General features: G+C 66.7%; 20 protein-coding genes and 1 tRNA gene. 7 read left to right on the plus strand and 14 right to left on the minus strand.

The features are described 5' to 3' along the window. The first annotated feature begins 19 nt into the window (after window positions 1–19). The 3 genes from ACZ6S4_RS27355 to ACZ6S4_RS27365 all read left to right on the plus strand — a co-directional run bounded on the left by ACZ6S4_RS27355 (window position 20) and on the right by ACZ6S4_RS27365 (window position 2,848). Window positions 20–844: a GNAT family N-acetyltransferase gene (locus tag ACZ6S4_RS27355; RefSeq protein WP_465477643.1), complete on the plus strand. Its 825-nt coding sequence runs from the start codon at window positions 20–22 to the stop codon at window positions 842–844. Next, window positions 841–1,503 (plus strand): MOSC domain-containing protein, encoded by a 663-nt coding sequence (locus ACZ6S4_RS27360; RefSeq protein ID WP_465477644.1) that lies wholly within the window; start codon window positions 841–843, stop codon window positions 1,501–1,503. The genes ACZ6S4_RS27355 and ACZ6S4_RS27360 overlap by 4 nt, the downstream gene beginning before the upstream one ends. An 82-nt stretch (window positions 1,504–1,585) precedes the next feature. After that, the gene (locus tag ACZ6S4_RS27365; protein WP_465477645.1) at window positions 1,586–2,848 is read left to right on the plus strand and encodes an RNA polymerase sigma factor; all 1,263 of its coding nucleotides are present in this window, start codon (window positions 1,586–1,588) and stop codon (window positions 2,846–2,848) included. Here the strand turns inward: ACZ6S4_RS27365 and ACZ6S4_RS27370 are convergent. The 3 genes from ACZ6S4_RS27370 to ACZ6S4_RS27380 form a co-directional block, all read right to left on the minus strand. Beyond that, window positions 2,802–3,152, minus strand: a complete 351-nt coding sequence (locus ACZ6S4_RS27370) for a YciI family protein (RefSeq protein ID WP_465477646.1) — start codon at window positions 3,150–3,152, stop codon at window positions 2,802–2,804. The two genes, ACZ6S4_RS27365 and ACZ6S4_RS27370, sit on opposite strands and share 47 nt — an antisense overlap. A 74-nt stretch (window positions 3,153–3,226) precedes the next feature. Then, window positions 3,227–3,820, minus strand: a complete 594-nt coding sequence (locus tag ACZ6S4_RS27375) for an STAS domain-containing protein (protein WP_465477647.1) — start codon at window positions 3,818–3,820, stop codon at window positions 3,227–3,229. After that, on the minus strand, window positions 3,813–4,544 hold the full coding sequence (locus ACZ6S4_RS27380; protein WP_465477648.1) for an ATP-binding protein: 732 nt from the start codon (window positions 4,542–4,544) through the stop codon (window positions 3,813–3,815). Before ACZ6S4_RS27380 ends, ACZ6S4_RS27375 begins: the two co-directional genes overlap by 8 nt. Window positions 4,545–4,782: 238 nt before the next feature. On the opposite strand from ACZ6S4_RS27380, the gene ACZ6S4_RS27385 reads away from it, so the two are divergent. Next, entirely contained in the window at window positions 4,783–5,118 is a 336-nt protein-coding gene (locus ACZ6S4_RS27385) for a cupin domain-containing protein (RefSeq protein WP_465477649.1), read from the plus strand. 7 nt (window positions 5,119–5,125) lie between these two features. Here ACZ6S4_RS27385 and ACZ6S4_RS27390 read toward each other — a convergent pair whose 3' ends face one another. The 8 genes from ACZ6S4_RS27390 to ACZ6S4_RS27425 form a co-directional block, all read right to left on the minus strand. Continuing rightward, window positions 5,126–5,923 carry a rhamnogalacturonan acetylesterase gene (locus tag ACZ6S4_RS27390; protein ID WP_465477650.1) on the minus strand — a complete coding sequence of 266 codons (798 nt, stop codon included), beginning with the start codon at window positions 5,921–5,923 and terminating at the stop codon, window positions 5,126–5,128. Window positions 5,924–5,968: 45 nt separating this feature from the next. Continuing rightward, window positions 5,969–6,301 (minus strand): hypothetical protein, encoded by a 333-nt coding sequence (locus ACZ6S4_RS27395; protein WP_465477651.1) that lies wholly within the window; start codon window positions 6,299–6,301, stop codon window positions 5,969–5,971. Window positions 6,302–7,254: 953 nt separating this feature from the next. Next, a complete protein-coding gene (locus tag ACZ6S4_RS27400) occupies window positions 7,255–7,833 on the minus strand; it encodes a tyrosine-type recombinase/integrase (protein WP_465477652.1) in 579 nt (192 codons plus the stop codon). Window positions 7,834–8,680: 847 nt separating this feature from the next. Continuing rightward, the gene (locus ACZ6S4_RS27405; protein ID WP_465477653.1) at window positions 8,681–8,863 is read right to left on the minus strand and encodes a helix-turn-helix transcriptional regulator; all 183 of its coding nucleotides are present in this window, start codon (window positions 8,861–8,863) and stop codon (window positions 8,681–8,683) included. Further along, the gene (locus tag ACZ6S4_RS27410; RefSeq protein WP_465477654.1) at window positions 8,860–10,659 is read right to left on the minus strand and encodes a replication initiator; all 1,800 of its coding nucleotides are present in this window, start codon (window positions 10,657–10,659) and stop codon (window positions 8,860–8,862) included. Before ACZ6S4_RS27410 ends, ACZ6S4_RS27405 begins: the two co-directional genes overlap by 4 nt. Next, complete coding sequence (locus ACZ6S4_RS27415) at window positions 10,656–11,129, minus strand: DUF2637 domain-containing protein (protein ID WP_465477655.1); 474 nt, start codon at window positions 11,127–11,129, stop codon at window positions 10,656–10,658. The genes ACZ6S4_RS27410 and ACZ6S4_RS27415 overlap by 4 nt, the downstream gene beginning before the upstream one ends. A gap of 76 nt (window positions 11,130–11,205) precedes the next feature. Further along, entirely contained in the window at window positions 11,206–12,639 is a 1,434-nt protein-coding gene (locus ACZ6S4_RS27420) for an FtsK/SpoIIIE domain-containing protein (protein ID WP_465477656.1), read from the minus strand. A 494-nt stretch (window positions 12,640–13,133) separates the two neighbouring features. Then, window positions 13,134–13,403: a hypothetical protein gene (locus ACZ6S4_RS27425; protein WP_465477657.1), complete on the minus strand. Its 270-nt coding sequence runs from the start codon at window positions 13,401–13,403 to the stop codon at window positions 13,134–13,136. A gap of 250 nt (window positions 13,404–13,653) precedes the next feature. Between ACZ6S4_RS27425 and ACZ6S4_RS27430 the strand changes: the two genes are divergently transcribed. From ACZ6S4_RS27430 to ACZ6S4_RS27440, 3 genes are read left to right on the plus strand one after another with little or no spacing between them, the layout of a single operon-like run. Beyond that, window positions 13,654–14,520, plus strand: a complete 867-nt coding sequence (locus ACZ6S4_RS27430) for a winged helix-turn-helix domain-containing protein (protein WP_465477658.1) — start codon at window positions 13,654–13,656, stop codon at window positions 14,518–14,520. Continuing rightward, window positions 14,517–15,224 carry an HAD family hydrolase gene (locus ACZ6S4_RS27435; RefSeq protein WP_465477659.1) on the plus strand — a complete coding sequence of 236 codons (708 nt, stop codon included), beginning with the start codon at window positions 14,517–14,519 and terminating at the stop codon, window positions 15,222–15,224. The genes ACZ6S4_RS27430 and ACZ6S4_RS27435 overlap by 4 nt, the downstream gene beginning before the upstream one ends. A gap of 59 nt (window positions 15,225–15,283) precedes the next feature. Beyond that, window positions 15,284–16,045, plus strand: a complete 762-nt coding sequence (locus ACZ6S4_RS27440; protein ID WP_465477660.1) for a phosphotransferase — start codon at window positions 15,284–15,286, stop codon at window positions 16,043–16,045. Between the two features lie 34 nt (window positions 16,046–16,079). Here the strand turns inward: ACZ6S4_RS27440 and ACZ6S4_RS27445 are convergent, their stop codons facing one another. The 3 genes from ACZ6S4_RS27445 to ACZ6S4_RS27455 form a co-directional block, all read right to left on the minus strand. Further along, window positions 16,080–16,643 carry a RipA family octameric membrane protein gene (locus ACZ6S4_RS27445; protein ID WP_465477661.1) on the minus strand — a complete coding sequence of 188 codons (564 nt, stop codon included), beginning with the start codon at window positions 16,641–16,643 and terminating at the stop codon, window positions 16,080–16,082. Then, complete coding sequence (locus ACZ6S4_RS27450) at window positions 16,640–19,054, minus strand: P-loop ATPase, Sll1717 family (protein ID WP_465477662.1); 2,415 nt, start codon at window positions 19,052–19,054, stop codon at window positions 16,640–16,642. Before ACZ6S4_RS27450 ends, ACZ6S4_RS27445 begins: the two co-directional genes overlap by 4 nt. Before the next feature lie 518 nt (window positions 19,055–19,572). Beyond that, window positions 19,573–19,653 (minus strand) — tRNA-Tyr (locus ACZ6S4_RS27455). Window positions 19,654–19,794: the final 141 nt, after the last annotated feature.

Here is a 19,794-nt window from a genome sequence, read left to right on the forward strand (position 1 = left end):
CGGGGCCGAGGATGACGGCATGGCCTGGCACATCACCAACAACGTGGACGAGTTCCTGAGCGGGGCGGGGGAGTTCCTGCGCGCTCGCCCGGTGGAGAACACCGTGCTGCTGACGATCACCGGGACGCTGCGGGAACGCGGGCCGCACGCCTTCGGCGACGGCGCGGCGGTGCTCGGCTGGTGTGGCGACGGGGCTTTTTTGCGTACGCCGCCGCGCGGTGCTCTGCTCTCCGAGATGCCCCCGGCGGCCGCCGCTGAGCTGGCCGTCAGCCTCGCCGGGACGGACCTGCCGGGTATCGCCGGGCCGGAGAAGGTGGTGGAGGCGTTCGCCACCGAATGGCAGCGCCTCACCGGTGTCACCCCGCGGCTGACCGGACGCCAGCGGTTGTACCGGCTCGCCGACCTGAGCCCACCCGACCCGCCGGCTCCCGGCGCGGGCCGGGTCGCCGAGGCCCGCGACCGCGACCTGCTGATCAACTGGATGATCGCGTTCCAGCAAACCCTCGGCGAGGACGCGGACCACTCGGCCGAGTTCGTCGACGACAAGCTGTCGCACGGCGGGCTGCTGCTCTGGGAGGTCGACGGCCACCCGGTCTCGATGGCCGGGATCACCAAGCCGACGGCCGGCATGGTGCGGGTGCAGGCGGTCTACACGCCCCCCGAGCACCGCGCCCAGGGCTACGCGGGCGCCGCTACGGTGGCAGTCACCCAGGCCGCGCTGGCCGCCGGAGCCACCGACGTGGTCCTCTTCACGGATCTGGGCAATCCGACCAGTAACGCCCTCTACCAACGCCTCGGCTACACCCCGATCGAGGACCGCCGCACCGTGGAGTTCCCCGCATGAGCAGAGCCACCGTCCTGCAGGTCAACCTGGCCGTCCCGGAGAAGAGCGATGCCAAGAACGTCGGCATCACCGGCATCAACAAGCAGCCGGTCGACCACCCGGTCCCGGTGCGCGCCCCGGGCCCGAAACGGACCGGCCTGCACAGCGGCCTGGTCGGCGATCAGATCTTCGACATCGACAGCCACGGCGGCGACGACCAGGCGGTCTACGCGTACGCCCGGGAGGACTACGACTGGTGGGAGCAGGAACTCGGCCGCAGCCTGCCGGGCGGCATCTTCGGCGAGAACCTGACCACCGAAGGCCTCGACGTCAACGGCGCGGTCCTCGGCGAGACCTGGGCCATCGGCGAGGAACTGGTGCTGCAGACGACATCCGCGCGCATCCCGTGCGCGACGTTCCAGTGGAAGATGGGCGTGCCCCGCTGGGTGAAGCGGTTCGCGGCGGAACGCCGGCCGGGCGCGTACCTGCGGGTGGTGCGGCCGGGCGACGTCCGGGCCGGTGACGAGGTACGGATCCTGGACCGACCCGCGCACGGCGTGACGATCGGCGACAGTTATCACGCCTGGATGCACGACTCGGGCCGGCTCCGGGAGTATCTGGAGCTCGACGACCTGCCCGAGGGCCTGCGGGCGGACATCCGCCGCAAACTCAAGCTCTGAGTTCGCCGATCCAGGTCGCTGGTCTGGTCGCGGCGGATCCGCCGGGCTCGGCGGACCGGGTCGGGCTGGGCAGACTGGGCCGGTGAGCGATGGCCGGGTGGACGACGCGCGAACAGCGCTGGACGAGGTCTGGCGGGTGGACGCGGCCGGGATGCTCGGCGTGCTGGCCCGCCGGCTCGGCGACCTCGACCGGGCCGAGGAGGCCCTCCAGGAGGCGGTCGCCGAGGCACTGAACCGCTGGCCCGCCGACGGCGTACCGGACAACCCGGCCGGCTGGCTGGTCACCACCGCCTGGCGCAAGGCCGTCGACCGGCACCGCCGCGAGGCCACCGGCCGCGACAAACTCGCCGCGCTGGCGAGCACCCCGCCACCGGAACCGACCGGCGACGACCGGCTCGCCCTGATCTTCGCCTGCTGCCACCCGGCGCTCGCCGAACCCGCCCAGCTCGCGCTGACCCTGAACGCGGTGGCCGGCCTGCCCGCGGAGACGATCGCCGCGGCGTTCCTGCTGCCGGCCACGACCATGGCGCAACGCCTGACCCGCGCGAAACGCCGGCTGCGGGACAGCGGCGTCCGCTTCGAGCCACCCCCGCCCCAGGAGTACGCCGCCCGGCTGCCGGCCGTACTCGCCGTCGTCTACCTGATCTACAACGAGGGCTACCTGGCCTCGTCCCGAGACGCTCACGAACGCCGCGACCTGGCCCGCGAAGGCCTGGACCTGGCCCGGCAGCTGAGTGTTCTGATGCCCGCCGAGCCCGAAGTGGCGGGCCTCGTCGCGCTGCTCGAACTCCACGAGGCCCGCTCCGGCACCCGCTTCGACGCCGAGGGGCGGCTGGTGCTGCTCGAGCACCAGGACCGGTCCCGCTGGGATCAAACCTTGATCCACACCGCGGTACGGCGGCTGGCCCGTGCGGCCGGTCACGATCGCCCCGGCCCGTACCAGTTGGAAGCGGCCATCGCCGCCCAGCATGCGGCGGCCCCGTCCTACGAGCGCACCGACTGGGTCGCGCTCCGCAAGCTCTACGACCACCTGCGGATCATGCGTCCGTCGCCGGTGGTCCTGCTGGGCCGGGCGGTCGCCACGAGCTATGTCGAAGGTCCGGCGGCCGCGCTGGCCGAGGTGGACGACCTGGCGGACCGGCTCGCGGGCTACCGGCTCTGGCACGCGACCCGGGCCGACCTGCTGAGCCGGCTGGGCCGCGAACCGGAGGCGATCGAAGCGACGCGCCGAGCCCTGGCCCTGGCCACGAACCCGGCGGAACGGGAGCTGCTGGCGCGCCGCCTCGACGCCCTGGTGGCTACTCCACGATCGGGCGAACCTCGATCCGGTCCCCGGCCGCGGTGATCCCGGGCCAGGTGGCGGCCACGGCCACCGCGTCGTCGATGTCGTCGGCGACCAGGTGGATGAAACCGCCGACGACCTCCTTCAGCTCCAGGAACGGCCCGTCGGTGACGGTCGGCTGCCCGTCGGCGCCGGGACCGACGGTCTTGGCGGTGCTGGAGGGCTGCAGCTCAGCGCCACCCCGAACCACCTTGCCGGCGTCGTGCCACTTCTGCCACCAGGCGTTGACCTCATCGAGCAGGCCGGAAGCGGCGGCCGCCCCGAACCAGTTCGACTCGTCCCCGGTGATGATCATGACGTAGCGCATGATGGTGCTCCTCTCGGTAGGCGTACACCGAGATGACGAACGGCGTAGCCCGTACCTCGACAGCAGCGGCGAACTCAGTCGTCGCGTTCCCGCCGTTCCAGGTCCATCTCGCGCTGATCGGCGAGGTCTTCCCGGATGTCCTCCCACTGCTGATGGTCGGCGACCCGTTGCTGCCGTTCGTCCAGCATCTTCTCGCGTTCGTCCGCGAGGCGGTCCCGATCGTCGGCGCGGCCGCTGCGTTCCCGCATACGACGTGCGTACGCGTCGGGTTCGGTGTGCCAACCGACCCAGGACAATGCCGACCCGGCCGGACCACGCGAAGAAGGATGGTTCTCCAGCAGCAACTCTTGGGCGCCGGTGGTCTCCAGGAGCCAGCGAACGTAGTGCCGCGGGTTCCGGATGACCACCAGGATGCCGTCACCAGCGGCGCGCTGATGCACGCGCAGCAGCGTGCGGAGCCCGCCCAGGTCGAGGAACTCGATCTGGGCCAGGTCGATGTCGATGCGACGGACCGGGCGCTGCATGACGAGGTCCACGAGATCCAGCACGGTGGGGCCGGTCAGCCGGTCGAGATCGCCGGACAGCACGACGGTGACCTGATCGTCGCCGTGGCTCACCCGGAAGCGCAGGGGATCAGCACCCGCCGCGGGGCCGGCCCGGTCATTCATCGATCGCCCGGCCGTCGATGGCGAGGGTGGCCCACACCACTTTGCCGCTGTGCCAGGGCAGCGCACCCCAGGCCGTGGCGGCGGCGTCGACCAGCCACAGGCCGGCGCCGTGCTGGTCCCGGAGCTGGTCGGGATGCCAGGGTTCGGCCTCGGCGACCACGGGGAGCCCGGAATGCCGGTCGTACACGCCCAGGTGGAGCACATCCCCGCGGACGGAGAGGGCGACGTCCAGATCGGTCCGGGCGTGGTCGACGGCGTTGCTGATCAGCTCGGACGCGATCAGCCGAGCGGTCGGGGCGAGCGCCGGCAGGCCGAAACTGCTGCAGAGATCGTGGACCGTCCGGCCGCCCAGGAAGACGGCGACCGGATCCGGCGGTAACGGCATCCGATGCTGATGCGGCCACTGCAGATACCCGGCGGCGGCAGCTCGTGCCGCGGCCACCGTCTCGGCCGTCGTCACGGCACCTCCGGTGGAACTGGCCTGCAGTCGCTCGGCCACCCGGGGCGGGCAGGAACACACGACGAGGCCGATGGGAGCGCGCCGCTGGGCGGCGAACCGCGTGAGCGTCTGCCAGGTCATGGCGGACTCGCCCTGGTCGTCGGAAAGTTCCGACAGATCCACAATGATCATCCGAGGTGTCTCGGCCACACACGCGCGGAGCACGCGCGACATCCTGGTCCGCAGCTGGTTGTCCCAGCGTCCGCGGACCGTCACGGTGGTCACGCATTCGTCCCGGTCATTGAGGCAGCTGACCTGGTCCGTGTTGCGTATCAGATTTGACGTGTCCATGGTCTGTCTTCTGTGCCGAAGCAGGGCCGATGAGTGTCAGACCAGAATATTCCCGGCGTGCGGCCTGCCCATCCCCTGATAGGTGCGGATTTCTCTCGACCGCGTGCCATCCTGCGTACACCGAGATGACGAACGGCATGGCCCGTTCTTCAACGCCCCCTAGGCTGCCGCCATGCAGATCATCGAAGGCGCAGGGGTGTGGACGTCGCCGGTAGGGGCCGTCAACGACTGGGTCGAACACCTGGCCGTGCCGGACCTTTCGGTGGGGACGTACTGCATCCCGGCCGGGGGAGTCGACGACCAGAACCCGCACACGGAGGACGAGATCTACGTGGTCACCGCCGGGCGGGCCACCATCGTCACCCCGGACGGCCGGGCCGAGGTGAGCCCAGGCGCGGTGATCTTCGTACCGGCGGGCGAGGAGCACCGCTTCCTGAACGTGACCGAGGACCTGGCCCTGCTAGTGATCTTCGGCCCGGCGTACGGCTCGCGCGCCGTCACTGGTTGACCGCCCGTCAGAGTGGGTCAGGCCCGGGCCGGGTCTGAGGCCGGACCAGCAGATCCTCCGGAATGCTGGGTTCCCGGAGCGCCCGCCGGTCCCGGCCGGGAAGCATCCATCCGGCCGACACGACAAGCCGGGCAACCTCGATCGCGCCACGCGCCTGCAGATGGGTGTCGTCCGCTGTCAGAAAGTAGTCCTTGGTGACCTCCGGCCCGAGCGAACTCCACAGGGCAAAGGAGAGCGCACTGAGGTCGATCAGCGGCGTACGGGTGGCGGCGGCCAGGGCCCGCATGGCGTCGGGATACTCGCCATGCGAAAGGTACGGGACGCCGTCATTCGTGAAGCGCCGCCGCTCAACTGGGGTGACCAGGACGGGAAGCGCCCGGGTGGCCCGGGCGCCGTCGATGTAGAGCTGCAGGTAGTCCTGAAAGGTCGTCCACGGATCTGTGTGCCGGGAGGGATTCTCGGACTGGTCGCCGTGCCCGAAGGAAATGAGCAGGACGTCCCGGGGCCGGAGGACCGCGAGGATCCGGTTGAGCCGCCCGGCGGCGGAGAAACTCTTGGAACTGGAAGCGGATACCGCCTCGTTGACGACGAAGGTGTTGTGGTTGAGGAAGACCGGAAGAGCCTGCCCCCAGCCGGCCCTCGGAACCTCCGTCACGGCGTACGACAAGGCTGTGGAATCACCCACCACATAGATCGTCCGCGGCCCCCGACCATCCGCTGCGAGGCTGGCCCCAGCCGGCGCGGCGAGGGTCCCTACCCACCCTGCGGCTGCGGCACGAAGCAGCGTTCTCCGACGGACACCCATGCGGTCATACGATCACAAACCGGATGCTGGTGGGCCGTCGTGGCATTACTTCAACTGATCGGCGCACGCCTGTCGTCCGCGCAGCCACAGGGCCTCGAACTCCTCGGCGGAGACCGGTTCCATGGGCGGCTCATCGGCGGTGGGGACTTCCGGAAACGGCGCCTCGGGAACGGTGCCGTACTGGCGCTCGTAGAGAACGACCGCAGAGGTGCCCCCGGCTTCCCGGGCGGCGATCACCTCAGCCAACGAAGCCGCAGCGACTACGGTGCCGTCCCGCCCCCGCACCTCAACGTGCCGGGTCGACCACCGCTCACCGTCAAGTTCCTCATAACTCCAAAGATCCTCATCCGCGTAATACGACCGCACGTACGTCACCACAGCGCCAGTATCCAGGGCGCGTTGACCAGGCCACCCGAATCCCAAAAGACGTTCGGAGTTGCTGCGGGGATGCCTTTCACGAGCGACGGTTCCAGCGCTCGATGTGAGCTCGGAACGATTCGGATGCGACAGCGGCCGCGTCCCGCGGGTCGCCGGCGAGATCGATGCTGAGCCCGTCAGGCGGGCGGGTATCAATGAGCGCTTCTGCCGAGATGGTGGCCGCCATCTCCCACCGCCGACTTGACGAGAACGGCCCCGGAGCGCGTTTCCGCAGCTCTCGGGGCCGTTCTTCTCGCCTGTGGCGGGTAGAGGATTCGAACCTCTGTAGCTTTCGCGACGGATTTACAGGGAGTCCCGAACGGTGGCCCTCGCAGTGGCGTTGACCTGGCGTTTTGTCAACCCGTATCCGTCTGCTTCAGCCTGCCGCCCACAGTCCGCCCACGGCGGGCAAGTCAACTACACCCGCAGGCCGGCCGACCCCCATGACGCTCAGGAGGGGGTGGTGTCGCGGAGCGGTAGACGGCCAAGAACAGCAGCAGCGCGCCTCCGAACGTTCCGCCACCGGTCAGCACTGAAGCTTGCGGGTTGTCTCCTCCGGCCCACGCCACGGCTCCGCCAGTAATGCCAACAACCAAAGCAAGCACGACCATGAGCGCAGTCCAGAGGGCCTGGTTAGGGCTGTTCGGGGCGGGAGGGGTGTGGTCGACGACCATGGGCTTCAGCCTTACTGCTAGACGACGGAACATCGAGCAAGGCTGGTTTGGACAGCGCTCGATGGCACGGCTAGATTAGCCGTGCAGAGCGCTGCGCGTCAACGGTACCACAAAAGACCCCCACGGTGTAGGGGATTTCCGAGGAGGTGGTGTAGAACACCGGTATGGCTGGGTCGATGGTCGAGGTGCAGTGTCGCACCAGGGCGCCGCTACGCCACCGCGTCGAAGGCCCAACGGGGATCAACCGAGCGCCCCGTAGATCCGGTCGTTCATCCCTGCATCGCCGCCGTCGATGCAGGTGGCGTAGACACGAAGCAGCACAGCAACGCTGTGGCCGAGCCGACGTGCAACCTCGGTAGCCGGTACGCCCGCGTTGAGCCACAGGGACGCGGCGGCGTGGCGAAGGTCGTACGGCCGCCGGGCCAGAGGCGAGGCGACCTGGGCTGAGGTGAGCGCCTGCACGCGGGCGAGCTTCCACCACCGGTCGTAGACCGACTCGGAGAGCGGCCCGCCGTGCAGACCTCGGAACAGGCGGCCGTCCGGCGCGGTGTCGTAGTCCCTGATGTGTTTGTGGAGCAGCGCCACGAGTTGCGGCGGGATCGGAACCGGCCGGGTGTCCTTGCGTGCCCGGTGCTTGAGGCCGCGTCGCTCGTGCGCCTGGCCGTCATCGGTCCATGCTGTACCCGACCGAGGCGCAGTCTCGGCGAGAGTGATCCGGCCCCAGCCATACTCGATCTTCTCGTGTTGGCACTGGCCAGCCGGCGCAGCTGTGACGTCGGGTAGTTCGGTGTCGCAGCCGACGCAGCGACCGGGCAGCACGCAGTCCGGCCGGCGCAGGTCGGCCGCCTCAGACGGGCGCGTTCCGGCGTAGTACAGGCAGCCGAAGAAGGCGGTAACCCGATCGGCCCGTTTGCCGAGCGACTGGAGAGCGTTGAGCAGCGCGGCGACCTAGGCCGGATTAGCGACGACCCGGCGATCCACGCCCGAGGCGACCTCAGGCGCCGTCCACTGGATCCGATCGAGTTGCCGTCGAGGCGGCCCAGCTCGACGGCGTAGCCCACCGCGTTGTAGAAGATCGCGCGCTTGCGCCGGATGGTGCTGGCAGCGGCCGGTTTGCCGTCGATCCTGGTGCAAAGGCCGTCCAGGACCCGGCGGACGGTTGCCACCGTGTCCAACTCTGTGACGGGCAACGACGCCCGCTCCAGCCAGGCCAGCGCCGCGGCATTCGTCTCGGAAGGCTCCTCCGACCACCGGCGAGGGTTGAGGGCGTAGACGTACAACGCCTCCCGCAGCACGGCATCGGCAGGGCGCCCGCGCCGAGTGCCTGTCGTCATCAGGAGGGTCACGTGCGTCAGCGCCTCCACGGTGCCCCGCCGCGACTTGGCGGCGAGCCGAGGCCACTTCCCCTGCATGTACTCCCGAACGTGGACGTACCAGGTGACGGCCTGATGTGCCCGCGCCTCAGCCCATGGCCGACCTGATTCGGTGTCGAACGGTTGACCGTCGTTCGCAGCCTTGACCAGCTCTGAGCGGAACGAGTTCGCGAGAGCCTTGGTGCGGAACGTGTCCTCGAATCGCTTGCCGGCCACCGCCCACCGAACGCGCCACGGCTTGGCCTTGCGGTCCACCCGCTTTGTGATCTCCCAGACCTGAAACTCGAAGCTCTTCACGCCGCCTGCCCTTCGAGTTTGCCCAGCCACTCGTGCAGCGCCGACCGGCGAATCCGCAGTTCGCCGTTAGGTAGCTTGATCGTTCGCGGCCCCTTGCCGATCTGCCGCCAGTAGAACCACGTCGAGCGGGATACGCGCAGCTCTGCAAGGACTTCCGGAACCGTCAGCAGCTCGTTCATCCGTCCCCCTCGTGGCCGCACGCCGGTTTGTTCTCGGTTGCCGAAACATCTGGCCCGTTCTGTCTTCTCGCTGCGGCGAGCTGGGCGCGACGTTGGATGCGTTGGGAGATCGCGCGTAGGAGCCGGTGTTCCAGCGGCGTTAGGTCCGGGTCGCCGGGCCGTGTCATCTCCCAGGCGAATGGCGACGGCGTGGCCTGCTGGTGGTCTGCCGGGGGTGCGTCATCGGCAGCCGCCGTCACGCCGAGCAGTGCCTTGACCCAGGCGTGTGCGTCGGCGCGGTGGTCACGCAGGGTCTTGCCGGACCAGTTGCGCGAGACCAACACACGGCGCCCACCGATGCCGAGCGTGCTTTTCTGGTGGACGCGGCCCTTGCAGTGGCCGGGCCGGAGCTTGCCGGTCGCGTTCTTCGGCTGAACGCCATACAGCAGCCAGTTCGCGCACCGGTCCGAGCAGGGCGTGACGCGGAGTTCGCGCCAGAGCCGGTCGGCGTGGTCGCGTTGTGGGTCGCTGGTGTGGTCGTGGCATTCCGCGGCGGCTTTGGTGACGTACTTGGTGATGTAGCCGATGGTCCGTTCGACGTCCTTGCTGCCGGGGTCGACGCCTTTAGCCTTGACCTGCGGGCCGAACCGCACGACGTGCGCAGGCTCTGCGTCCGGGTCGTCATCGATAGCGTCGAGCGCATCCACCCAGCCGGGCAGCGGAGCCCCGGTGTCCGGGTCGACCCACGTCTCAGCATCCGCGTCGAAGACCGGCGGCCGGTCGGGCGCGTACCTCAGCCGGTCGGCGGCCGGCCACCAGACCTGGTGGTAGGTGGCGGTGGAGACCTGTTCGAGCAGCGCGCGGGAGATTGTGCCCCGGATGGCGAAGTGCGCGTGCGGCGCGAGTCGGCGTTGCGGCTCGACGCAGCCCGCGTACTGGACGTTCCAGCCCGCCGCCCGGCGCAGGTTCTGCCACATGCGGTCGAGGAGCCGGGGGAAGTGCACGGCGTCCCAGGCCGCCCGCCGGTAGTCGTAAGAGTTCGGGATGACCGGGGTGCCGAGCAGCGGGTCGTCGTCAGTGTGCCGCCGCCGGCACGGGCACGGACGTCCCTGCGGGACGGAGTGCACCGGGCCGTAGGTGTCGAGGGTCAGGGTCAACCACATCGAGGGCTGATGGGTGCTGCCGTCGCGGCCGACGTAGGTGCGTCCGACGGTGCGGGGTTCGACTTTCTGCCGGGGCAGGTCGGGTACGTCCTGGCGGCGACGGGTGGACCGGACCCGACGCGTTCGGTCGGCGTCGCCCTGGTCGTCATCGTCGCCGGGAGTGTCGTGCGGCGGTGCGACCCGCCCGCGAAGTCCCTCAGCGGCAATGGCCGCTTCCACCTCCGTGATCGCGTCGTCCAGCTCGGCGACCTGGTCCCACTCGGCGGCCTGCTCGGCCTGCGCGCGATAGAACTCGAGGTGCGCCCGCAGCAAGATCAGTCCGATCTGGTCGTCGGTGGCGGCGGCCGGCGTGGGCAGGGGTTCATCGGTACGGTGCCAGCCCTCGCGGATCTGCACCTGCCGGTAGTGCCGTGCCCGTTTGGCGCAGGGCTGGCACTTGACGTCGAGGGTTGCGCCGCAGGGCAGGTCGATCAGTTCGGTGGCGCCGGTGGTCAGGTCGGTGCGGCGTAGCGAGACGGGCCGGATGCAGACGCCGTGGTCGATGGCGAGGTTCTTGAGCGCGTCGACGGCCCGGGGCAGTGCCAGCCGTGCGGCCCGCGACCCCGGCCGGGGCGCGTTTTCCTTGGCCAGGATGGGCAGGGTGGTGGCGATCAACGGTGGTTCACCTCCGAGGTCTGCAAGCGGGTGAAGGCGCCGGCCGGCACGGGAACGACGGCCGCGGTGGTCCGCGGCCGGGGCGCCGGTGGTTCCGGTTCGGCTGGCGGTTCGGTGTCGACCGGTAGGGGAGTGGGCTCGTCAACCGCTGGCGCTCTGTCGGCCGGGGTGGCGAAGACGAGCTTGACCAGGGCCATGAACGCCAGCGCCGGTACGGCGGACAGCAGCCAGCCGGACGGGCTGGGCGAGGCGACCGCGAGTTGCGCGGCCAGTGACAGGGCCGCCGAGGCCAGCAGGAGGACTACCGGGTAGCCGATCGGTGCTCCGGTGCGTTGACGGCGGCGGATGGTGAGGAATGCCGCGACCGGCACGAGTTCGGAGATGACCGCGTTGACCCAGCCGAACGCGCCAGGTGTACCGGCCGGGACGTGCCGCATGGTCCAGTCGTGCACGTGGTGAACGACGCCCACCCGGCCGCGATGGCGACGACTGTGAGGATCAGCACCAGCAGCGTCGATTCGATCCGTTCGCTTCGCGCGGTGCCGGTCATGCCGCACCGCCTTCGACGGTTTCACCGTCGATGACCTGGAGCAGGCTGTAGGTGGCGGCCATCTCGCGGATCTGGTTGTCGGTGAGGAAGGAGAATCGGACCCGCATCGGGGTGGGGTTTCCGTCGAGGACGACGTAGCCGACACCCGGTGTGGTCTCCGAGATGCGATCGCACAGCGCGCCCCGGTCCCTCATCCCGTCGTTCAAGACCAGATCAACTTCATTCGACTCGGACAGCCGCAGCGCGATCCGAGTCGGGAACAGCCCGCGTGCTGGCAGCACTTCTTTGCGCGGGTCTTGAAGAGCGGCGATCACGTGTACGCAGACTGCGCGACCCTGCGTGAGGACGATTCCGAGCGCCGCCTTGATGCGGTCTTTGAGGTGCCGGTCGGTCAGGTACGCAGTGAGGTTCGCCAGCTCATCGATGATTAGGACGATGAGGGGTTCTTCCACCGTCGGCACGTGCTGACGAGTACGGCCCATGAGGCGCACCGCCCGACGCTGTGTCTCTCTTGCCGCGTCTTCCAGCAACGCGGCCAGCGCGGGGAAGTCTTCGCTGGCGAAGCGGTCGAACAGCGGCAGCCCGATGCCGAGTTCCATACCGCCCTTGGGGTCGAGGCCCCAGAGCTTGACCAGTCCGGTACCGACGCCGCCGGCCAGGGACCGCACGATCGACCAGATCACCGAGCCCTTGCCCGACCCGGTCGCCCCGACGACGAGGACCTGAGTACCGAACAGGCGTAGGTCGTAGACGTCGCCGTCTTCCTGCCGAGCCACCGGCAGTGCGGTGAAGTCCGGTACGGCCGTGGTCGGGAACGGCGGGACGGTCTTGGTCAGCGGGTCGCCGCGGAGCAGGACCAACACCACTGTGCCAAACGCTGGGCCGGGGATGGCCTTGACCTGCCGGACGCCGAAGGTTTGCGCGAGGCGTTCGGCGACCTTGCCGAAGTCGTCCGGGATCTGCCCGGTGACCATCCGAACGAGTACGACGTCAGCGCCAGGACGGCACCGGACCCGCTTCAGGATCGGCAGCACCGTGTGCCGGTCGAAGGACACGGCAAGTTTCGCGGTGACCATCGCGGCCTGCCAACGCCGCCGGTAAGTCCAGCGCCGGAACCGGGCCAGGACCGGATACCAGCCGAAGCGTAGGAACGACGGGCGATGCCCGAAGCCCCACCCGGTCGCCGCAGCCGCGATCCCGCCGACCGCGGAGGCCGGGCCGACCCAGCCGTACTCGGCGTAGAGCCACAACAGGCCCGTGGAGGGGCCGGTCGCCCACCAGTACCGCATGTAGGTCATGACCAGCCAGGCCACGGCCTTGACTGCCTGCCACATCACGAGAAGCCAGATGGGCAGCCGCAGCACCGGCGTGCGAACGGTGAACGGCGCGGTCGGGATCGACTCGCCCCGGATCACATTGATCAGCGGCATCTCCCGGCCTCCTTCCGCCGCGCGGCGTGGAAGCGGTCGAGGTCAGCAAGGAACTGGCGAATGTTGTCGAGACGCTCCGCGTCGCTCCGATGGGCCATGTCGACCCACGCCTGAATCCGGCCCACGGTCTCGGCGTACCGATGAGCGATCTCCCAGACGTCCGGCGTAGGCCGCGCGTCTGTTGCAGTGGGCCGGTCGCAGCCGGGACACTTGTCGGCGTCGGTCGGTAGTGCGGCGAGCAGGCCGCAGCCACCACAGGTGCGCCAGACGGCGCCGTCTCGCGTGGTGATCCGGGCAGCGTCATTTACTGTGGGCATCACAGCCCCGTCCCTTCGCAGGTGGTGGGTTGAGCGCCGGACTTTCGATACCGGCACTGCTCGGCGGGTATCCGCACCAGGCGCCCGACGAGCTGCCCAGCGGGAACAGCCAGCCGAGGCGCGATGGCGAACGGGCTAATCACGTCTGCCTCGCAAGGAGCCGGCGGACCGTGCTGGTCACCATCGGTGCCACCGGTTGCCGCGGTGCAGGCTGCGATCGGTGACAGGGTCGAGGCCAGTAATGGCGAAGGTCAGGCCGCGGTCAGCGAGCTGCCGGGCGACACAGGGGTACGTGATGGCCGGCGGGCACAGCAGGCACCACCCGTCCGGACCGGGGCGATGGTCAGCGAGCAGGCTTCGCGACAGCCGCCACACGAGCGGGCTGACGCACTCGGCCGGCGGGTCGATCGGTGGATTGCCGTCGAACGCGGGAAGCGGTTCGCTCATGTGCTGACCTCCGCAAGCGGCATCGACGGCACCGAGGCGGGCGGGGTCGCGACTGGCGTTGCCCCGTGCCCGCCCCGGTGCTGGCTGTCCTCGCGAGACAAGATCAACCGCAGTGCAGCGAGTAACGTCGTGCGAGGCCATATTTGACTAGCTTGGCTAGTCATATCGACCGTACGGAAGTCAGCGTACCTACGCAAGCAGGAGCGCGCTACATTTCCTAGCCTGGCTAGCCAGGCTTTACTCTGCTGGAGTGAACGTGGATGCCCGCAGCCTCGATGACCTGGAGCCGGACGACGCCCGCCCGGCCTCCCAGCAGATCGCCAACGTGCTCCGCGCGGCGATCCTCACCCGCAAGTTCGCGCCGGGGGAACGGCTGCCGTCGCAGAACGACTTGGCCGAGCGCTACGGCGTAGCCCGCGAGACCATCAAATCCGCGTTGCGCATCCTGCGCGATGAGCGCCTGGTCGTCACCCGACAGGGGAGTGGCGCGTTCGTTCGCGCGCAGACAGAGCGGCCGGTCGGCCTACGCCCGCACATCGAGGCCGCGTTCGAGCGACCACACGTCACGATCGACTTCTCGGGATTCTCCAGCGAGACCCTGCACGGCGCGATTCAGGAGCCACTCGACAAGATCCGCGCCGGCCGCCTCACCCCGGAGTCCGTCGCGATCCGGATCCTGCTGCCAGACCTGAGCCTGCCCTCCGTCATCCCGTCACGCGCCGATCCCGTAGGCGACGACCCCGCCGTCCGGGAACGCGCGGCCCGCATCGCCCGCCGCAACACCGAAGCCATCACCGAATCCGTAGGGGAGCTGGGCACCCTCGGACTGGTCCGCAACGCCACCGTCGAAGTCCGTGCCCACGGCACGACCGTGCTGTCCAAGCTTTACGTCCTCAACCGCGACGAAGTCTTCTTCGGCTTCTACCCGGTCGTCACCAACACCGTCTCGGTCGACAAGCAGCCGGTGACGATCTTCGACGTGCTCGGCAAGGACGTCCCGCTGTTCCACTACGCCACCAGCGGCGAGGACGACGACGCCGCGGACCAGTTCGTCCACCAGGCCCGCACCTGGTTCGACAGCGTCTGGACCAGCATCGCCCACGAGTACACCCCATGACCCTCACCGAACTGATCGACCGGGCCCAATGCCTTTTGATCGACTTCGACGGCCCGATCTGCTCAGTATTCGCCGGCTACCCCGCCGCCACCGTGGCCGAGGATCTGCGCGAGGTTGTCCGGGAACGGTTCGGCGGCGAACTGCCGCTCAGCATCGCGGCGTTGAGCGCTGACCCGCTCCAAATTCTCGGCCAGGTCGACGCGCTCGGCGATGACGTGTTGACCCGCTCGGTTGCCGACACCTGTCGAGACGCGGAGATCGCCGCCGTAGCCACCGCCAGGCCGACATCAGGCATCGAGGATCTATTTCGCGCCGCCCACCACTCCGGACGCCGGGTTGTAATCGTCAGCAACAACGCCAGCATGGCCATCGAGACCTACGTACGCGGCCACGAGCTGACCCCCTACATTGACGGCGTCGCGGCCCGATTCGACGGTATGTCCCCGCGTCTCCTCAAGCCGCATCCGTTTCTTATCGAGCGTGGCCTTACGACGGTGAGCGCTCGGCCGACCGATGCGTTCTTCATCGGTGACTCGGTTACCGACGTTGAAGCCGGCCAAGCCGCCGGCACGCTGACGATCGGCTATGCCAACAAGCCCGCCAAACACCAACGCCTCACCGCCGCCGGAGCGGACGCCGTCATCGACAGGATGCAGGCACTGGCGGAGGCACTCCAGTCGACTGCCGCCGGCCCATCTACATGACTGCGGCTCCCGTGGTGCCGGCGGATGTCCTGGCGAACGTCCGGCAGCGCTGGCCTGAGATGGCAGACGCCTGGGCGAGTCATGTCGAGACCGAGTTCCAGGCCCTCTGCGATCAATACCGGGCCGCCTCCCGCACCGTGCTGCCCGCCCGGTACGGATACGTCGTCGCGATCGACACCCCAGACGGTCCGCTCGTACTCCGCAGCAGCCCCGATCCCCACGGACGCGACCAAGCCGCCGTCGCCGTAGCGCTGGCCAACCTCGGCATCTCACCCATGGTGCACCAGACCCTTGCCACCGACCACGGCACCTGGACCGTGCTTGATCGTGTGCTGCCCGGCACGAGCCTCCTCCAGAGTGACCCAACAGTCATCAGGCTGGACGCTCTGTTTGCGCCGCTCGCCGCCATGCGCCACCAGCCAGTGCCCCGCGCCGGCATGCCATCCATCCTGGACTGGCTCCGCGACCGGCTCACCGACGACAAGCTCACCGACCTGCGACCAAGCACCACCATCGCCCCCGCTGAGGAACGCGACACCGCACTGAACCTGCTGGCCGATCTCGCCAGCGATCACACGCCGGGCTTGTGTCATGGTGACGTATCGATGGGAAACCTGATCGCCAGCGGCACCGACCGTTGGATGCTCATTGACCCACGCGGCATGACAGGAGAGAGCGCCTACGATGTCGCCGTACTCGCCACTAGAGCGGCTCGGGCCCAAGAAATTTCGAACCTTGTCCCTCGTGTTGCGGAACTCGCAAGTGTCAACATCGAGCGTGTGCGGGCATGGATTATTGTTGCCAGCGCCGCCCGTGTTTGACCATAGTTGGACAGCCGTTAGCCGTAACCATGGCTTAGGCAGCTGATAGACGCCATATCGAATATGCGAAGAATCCCGTTGCGTATAAACCTGCAAAGACGGCAGGAATCCACTGCTCGATCCAGGTAAGGCGAAAGTACTTACCGCCTTTCCGCTGCGTGTTGATAACCTCCCATTCCGCCGCATAAGGACGTGCAGGCAACGCGTTCTCAATGCCGCCGATGACGCGGTACTTCGCCGAAGAAAGCAAGCGGTACGAGCGCATAAGAAGGAACCATGCTCCGCATTGGGCTCCCAGGGCCAGGAAAGGGGCGATGAGGGCCGCCGGGGAGACCGGTTCACGCCCGATGTTGGCTGATATTACGGTCAGTGCGGCAGTGTTTAACGTCAGAAAGAAGGTGTTGGCGAGGTTGCGCCTGGCGCTCAAGCGGTCTGCCATTTCTACGTACGACTTGTACTGCTCCAGCAGTGCAGTCTGGTACTTTTCCTCAGCGTTATTAATGTACTTCTCCGGCTGGATGCTGGAGCGCCAATTAATAACCTCGAGGTCCGCCGGATTCCTCTCTTGGTTGAGTTCCGGGTCTGATGCCGAATTCACCGGTCTACTACTTCCTTGGTGCTGGTAATAAGAAGAAACGAGTGAAAAGCGCGATGAATCTGATATCGCCGTTTGCTTCGATCGGAACAAAGGCGAGATGCAAGGGCTAGAGCCTTTTCCATCTGTGTGCCCACAGGAGGGAATTCGAACTGATCCGACATAGTCTCAACCCCTAGGAATGAAACGGAGATAAGCTTCTCCAAAATCTCGGTGTGTCTGCTATCCGCAAGGCCCGAAGTTTGAAGCTTGGCGAAGATGTCGGAACCGGCAATTACGCTCGGTGAACCGAGGAACTCGTATAGCGCCTCGCGCATCTCGGGGATGGTCACGCCATTCTCTACCAGGAGAGCCTCGTATGCGTATTGTGAGTAGGTTTCCTCTGCCGACAGAAAGTCGTCCGCCTGTACCTGCTCGTGCCGTCTGTCGATTGCGCGCCCGACGGCGGCATTGCAGAAGTAGACGACGTCCCGCGGACGAGGTAGGACAACTGAGGAAATGTGCGCACGCGTGGGAACGCCCTTAACGTTCTCGCAAAAGTACTTTGTCCACAACTCCCCGACTTTACCTGCCCCCACCTCGTTTGTTAAGAATCGGGCCTCTACCACTGCCAATAAGGTCTCGCTGTCCCGCCATGAGATTGTAGATATTGGCAGCTTGTCCGGCTCCCTCGCTTCGCGGGAGAGGTAGCCGTAAATGTCACTGCGGAGGAACATGGCTACCGTCAGCTTAATTCGATCTCGCCAATAGTCCTGTCGTTCGAAGTCCTTCACGAGCCGGCCTCGTGCTGTCAGTAGCCCTAGAATAAGTCGTGCAAGAAGCTTGAAGTTGGCGCCGCGCTCCCAGCCCTTGTCGAGGTTGTCTACGAAGACAGCTACGCGCTTCTTGTCTTTCAATACGGGTCCTAACTGATGGCGCAGATCAGCTAGTGCACGTGCGTGAAACGCCTCATTGATTAGGTTCCGGCTCTTTTCGGCAGAAGAGTTGGCGCCATCTACCGTATCTAATAAGTGGTCGAGCGCCTGCTCAAGACGGACTGACATGTCGCCTCGAATGTCGAACGGGGCACTATCGGCATAATTGATGAAGGCTGTCTCGGCGGCACCCAAAGGCACGCCAGAGGCGCGACTTTCTATCCGGCCCAGAATTGACGCTGCGATCTCGGTTTGCATAACGAAGCGCCATAGGGCGTCGAAGAAGTAGTCATGCTGAAGGGCGGGCAGTCTCTCAATTACGGATAGCAGTGCGGGGAACTCGAATCCAGGCGGTTTTATTAGTACCGCCATATTCATCTTATTTGCGGCCACTTGTTCAAATGCCTGCGTGGCATTGGCAGTTTTTCCGGTTCCTCGTTGGCCAACGAATATTGTGTCTTTTGATGCAACTACCTGCTCATAAGCCGAAGTGGTGATGAAGTAGTCAGAAAGCTCGGAAAGTTCGTTTTCGGCAACGTGTTCACCGAAATGAAGCCCGGAGAGCGCGCTTCTCAGGCTTCCTCGTGGTGCAGTCCAATGCGCTTTCTCTAGTATGAGGCTATCGAGCCAGGATCGAGCACTCGCAAGGCATTCTTCTGCAGTTGAGTAGGCCTTTAGAAGATTTTGGTAGTCGAACGGCGCTTGATAATCGTCTTCTGAAAGCATAAGAACAGGGACATCGAACCCACAAGCCATTCCGGCTACGAGTGCGTGCCGACGATTATGCAATGAAGCCAAGTTTCGCTCGCGTCCCGCGAAGTGTACCAATACCCCAGCGGAGCGCAGGATGGAGGGCGCATACCAGGTGATCGATTCGAGGCCTGACTCAGTCGGGTCAGATACCAGAACATCTAGCCCGCGTCGCTGGCGATCCGAGATCATTCCTGACAGCCGATTCGAGGCCTCGAAAGGTTCAAACGTTGAACAGTATAACAAGGATTGATGCGTTGGATCCTCGGGCAGCACCGGCTCGATTAGGTCGTCGTAGGCGGTTGTGTCACAGCTGAGTGGGTCCACGCTGATGAACCTCGCCGCGAGCTCAGCGCTGTTGCGATATTTCGTGTAGCCAATCTGGTTCAGTAGTGCCAACTCGCGCCACTGTTCCTTAGCAGTTTTGACCGTGGTGTCCATAATGAGCCAGACCCTCTTCGCCTTAGCAATGGCGTAGCCCGCTTCGAACAACACGTTTTCGCTCTGCCGGGTTAGATCAAAAACGCACATATCTGCGTCTTGTATTGCTTGCAGTAAGTGCGGTACGACTACCCGTCCCTCTGTTTGCATGTCTTGCCATATAACAGGGGAGGCGCCGGTCTGCTGTTCGATCATGGTGGCAGCCGTACGGATCGTCTCGATGTGTGCGGCACGATCAGCGGAATAGCCGTAGAAGATCGATGGCATCGCAATCCAACTTTCGAGGTCGCCGTCCGCCTGAGGGCTCATCTTAGTTGTCTCACATCCCTGATCCGCATCTGATCAACTGCCGAATTGATCTTTTCTGAATCAAGGCGTCGCGCAAGCGCGGCGCGGCCGGCCGCGCTCGGCCTGTTGGCGGCCTCCGGCCGGCATCGGCCGGCGCACCGGCCAATGCTCTCGGACGGCGTTGGATCCAGGTCATGCCTCCGGCGGGGGCGCTTCGGGCTCTGGGATAGAGGTGCCATCCCGACCACCGTCAACCCAGGCGAAGCCGAGCAGACCTACCCCAGGGCGCCAAGGTCGTACGTCCGGTAGGGCGCTCCACCTTGGCGCCCTGGGCCAGGCCCGCTCCACGGTGTGTGGGTCGACGGCGGACGGGATGGCACGGAGCAAGCTGTATCGGGGGAGTGACACGCAAGATCGACCTGCCCACGATCCGCCCACAACCACTCGTGACGAGCCGGATTCGGCTAGATCTTGCTGGACTCAACGAGAACGGCCCCGGAGCGCGTTTCCGCAGCTCACGGGGCCGTTCACGGTGCCTGTGGCGGGTAGAGGATTCGAACCTCTGTAGCTTTCGCGACGGATTTACAGTCCGCTCCCATTGGCCGCTCGGGCAACCCGCCTGGGCATGCCGCCGCGGTCCCCCGCAGCGACGAAGAACAGGATAGCCATACCGACGGCGGGATTCACAACCGGGTACGGTCGGCATGTCGGGGGCCCCTCGCGGCCTTCCGCGGACATCGATACGTGGCCCACCAGCAGGA

The sequence above is a fragment of the Actinoplanes sp. NPDC051405 genome (genome assembly GCF_055586185.1).

Excerpts from the sequence above, each read along its gene's own strand:
- ACZ6S4_RS27360 (WP_465477644.1), top strand. The coding sequence starts at position 841 with ATGAGCAGAGCCACCGTCCTGCAGGTCAACCTGGCCGTCCCGGAGAAG.
- ACZ6S4_RS27390 (WP_465477650.1), bottom strand. The coding sequence starts at position 5,923 with ATGGGTGTCCGTCGGAGAACGCTGCTTCGTGCCGCAGCCGCAGGGTGG.
- ACZ6S4_RS27370 (WP_465477646.1), bottom strand. The coding sequence starts at position 3,152 with ATGCGCTACGTCATGATCATCACCGGGGACGAGTCGAACTGGTTCGGG.
- ACZ6S4_RS27385 (WP_465477649.1), top strand. The coding sequence starts at position 4,783 with ATGCAGATCATCGAAGGCGCAGGGGTGTGGACGTCGCCGGTAGGGGCC.
- ACZ6S4_RS27435 (WP_465477659.1), top strand. The coding sequence starts at position 14,517 with ATGACCCTCACCGAACTGATCGACCGGGCCCAATGCCTTTTGATCGAC.
- ACZ6S4_RS27440 (WP_465477660.1), top strand. The coding sequence starts at position 15,284 with ATGGCAGACGCCTGGGCGAGTCATGTCGAGACCGAGTTCCAGGCCCTC.
- ACZ6S4_RS27450 (WP_465477662.1), bottom strand. The coding sequence starts at position 19,054 with ATGAGCCCTCAGGCGGACGGCGACCTCGAAAGTTGGATTGCGATGCCA.
- ACZ6S4_RS27405 (WP_465477653.1), bottom strand. The coding sequence starts at position 8,863 with ATGAACGAGCTGCTGACGGTTCCGGAAGTCCTTGCAGAGCTGCGCGTA.
- ACZ6S4_RS27355 (WP_465477643.1), top strand. The coding sequence starts at position 20 with ATGGCCTGGCACATCACCAACAACGTGGACGAGTTCCTGAGCGGGGCG.
- ACZ6S4_RS27375 (WP_465477647.1), bottom strand. The coding sequence starts at position 3,820 with ATGAATGACCGGGCCGGCCCCGCGGCGGGTGCTGATCCCCTGCGCTTC.
- ACZ6S4_RS27425 (WP_465477657.1), bottom strand. The coding sequence starts at position 13,403 with ATGAGCGAACCGCTTCCCGCGTTCGACGGCAATCCACCGATCGACCCG.
- ACZ6S4_RS27420 (WP_465477656.1), bottom strand. The coding sequence starts at position 12,639 with ATGCCGCTGATCAATGTGATCCGGGGCGAGTCGATCCCGACCGCGCCG.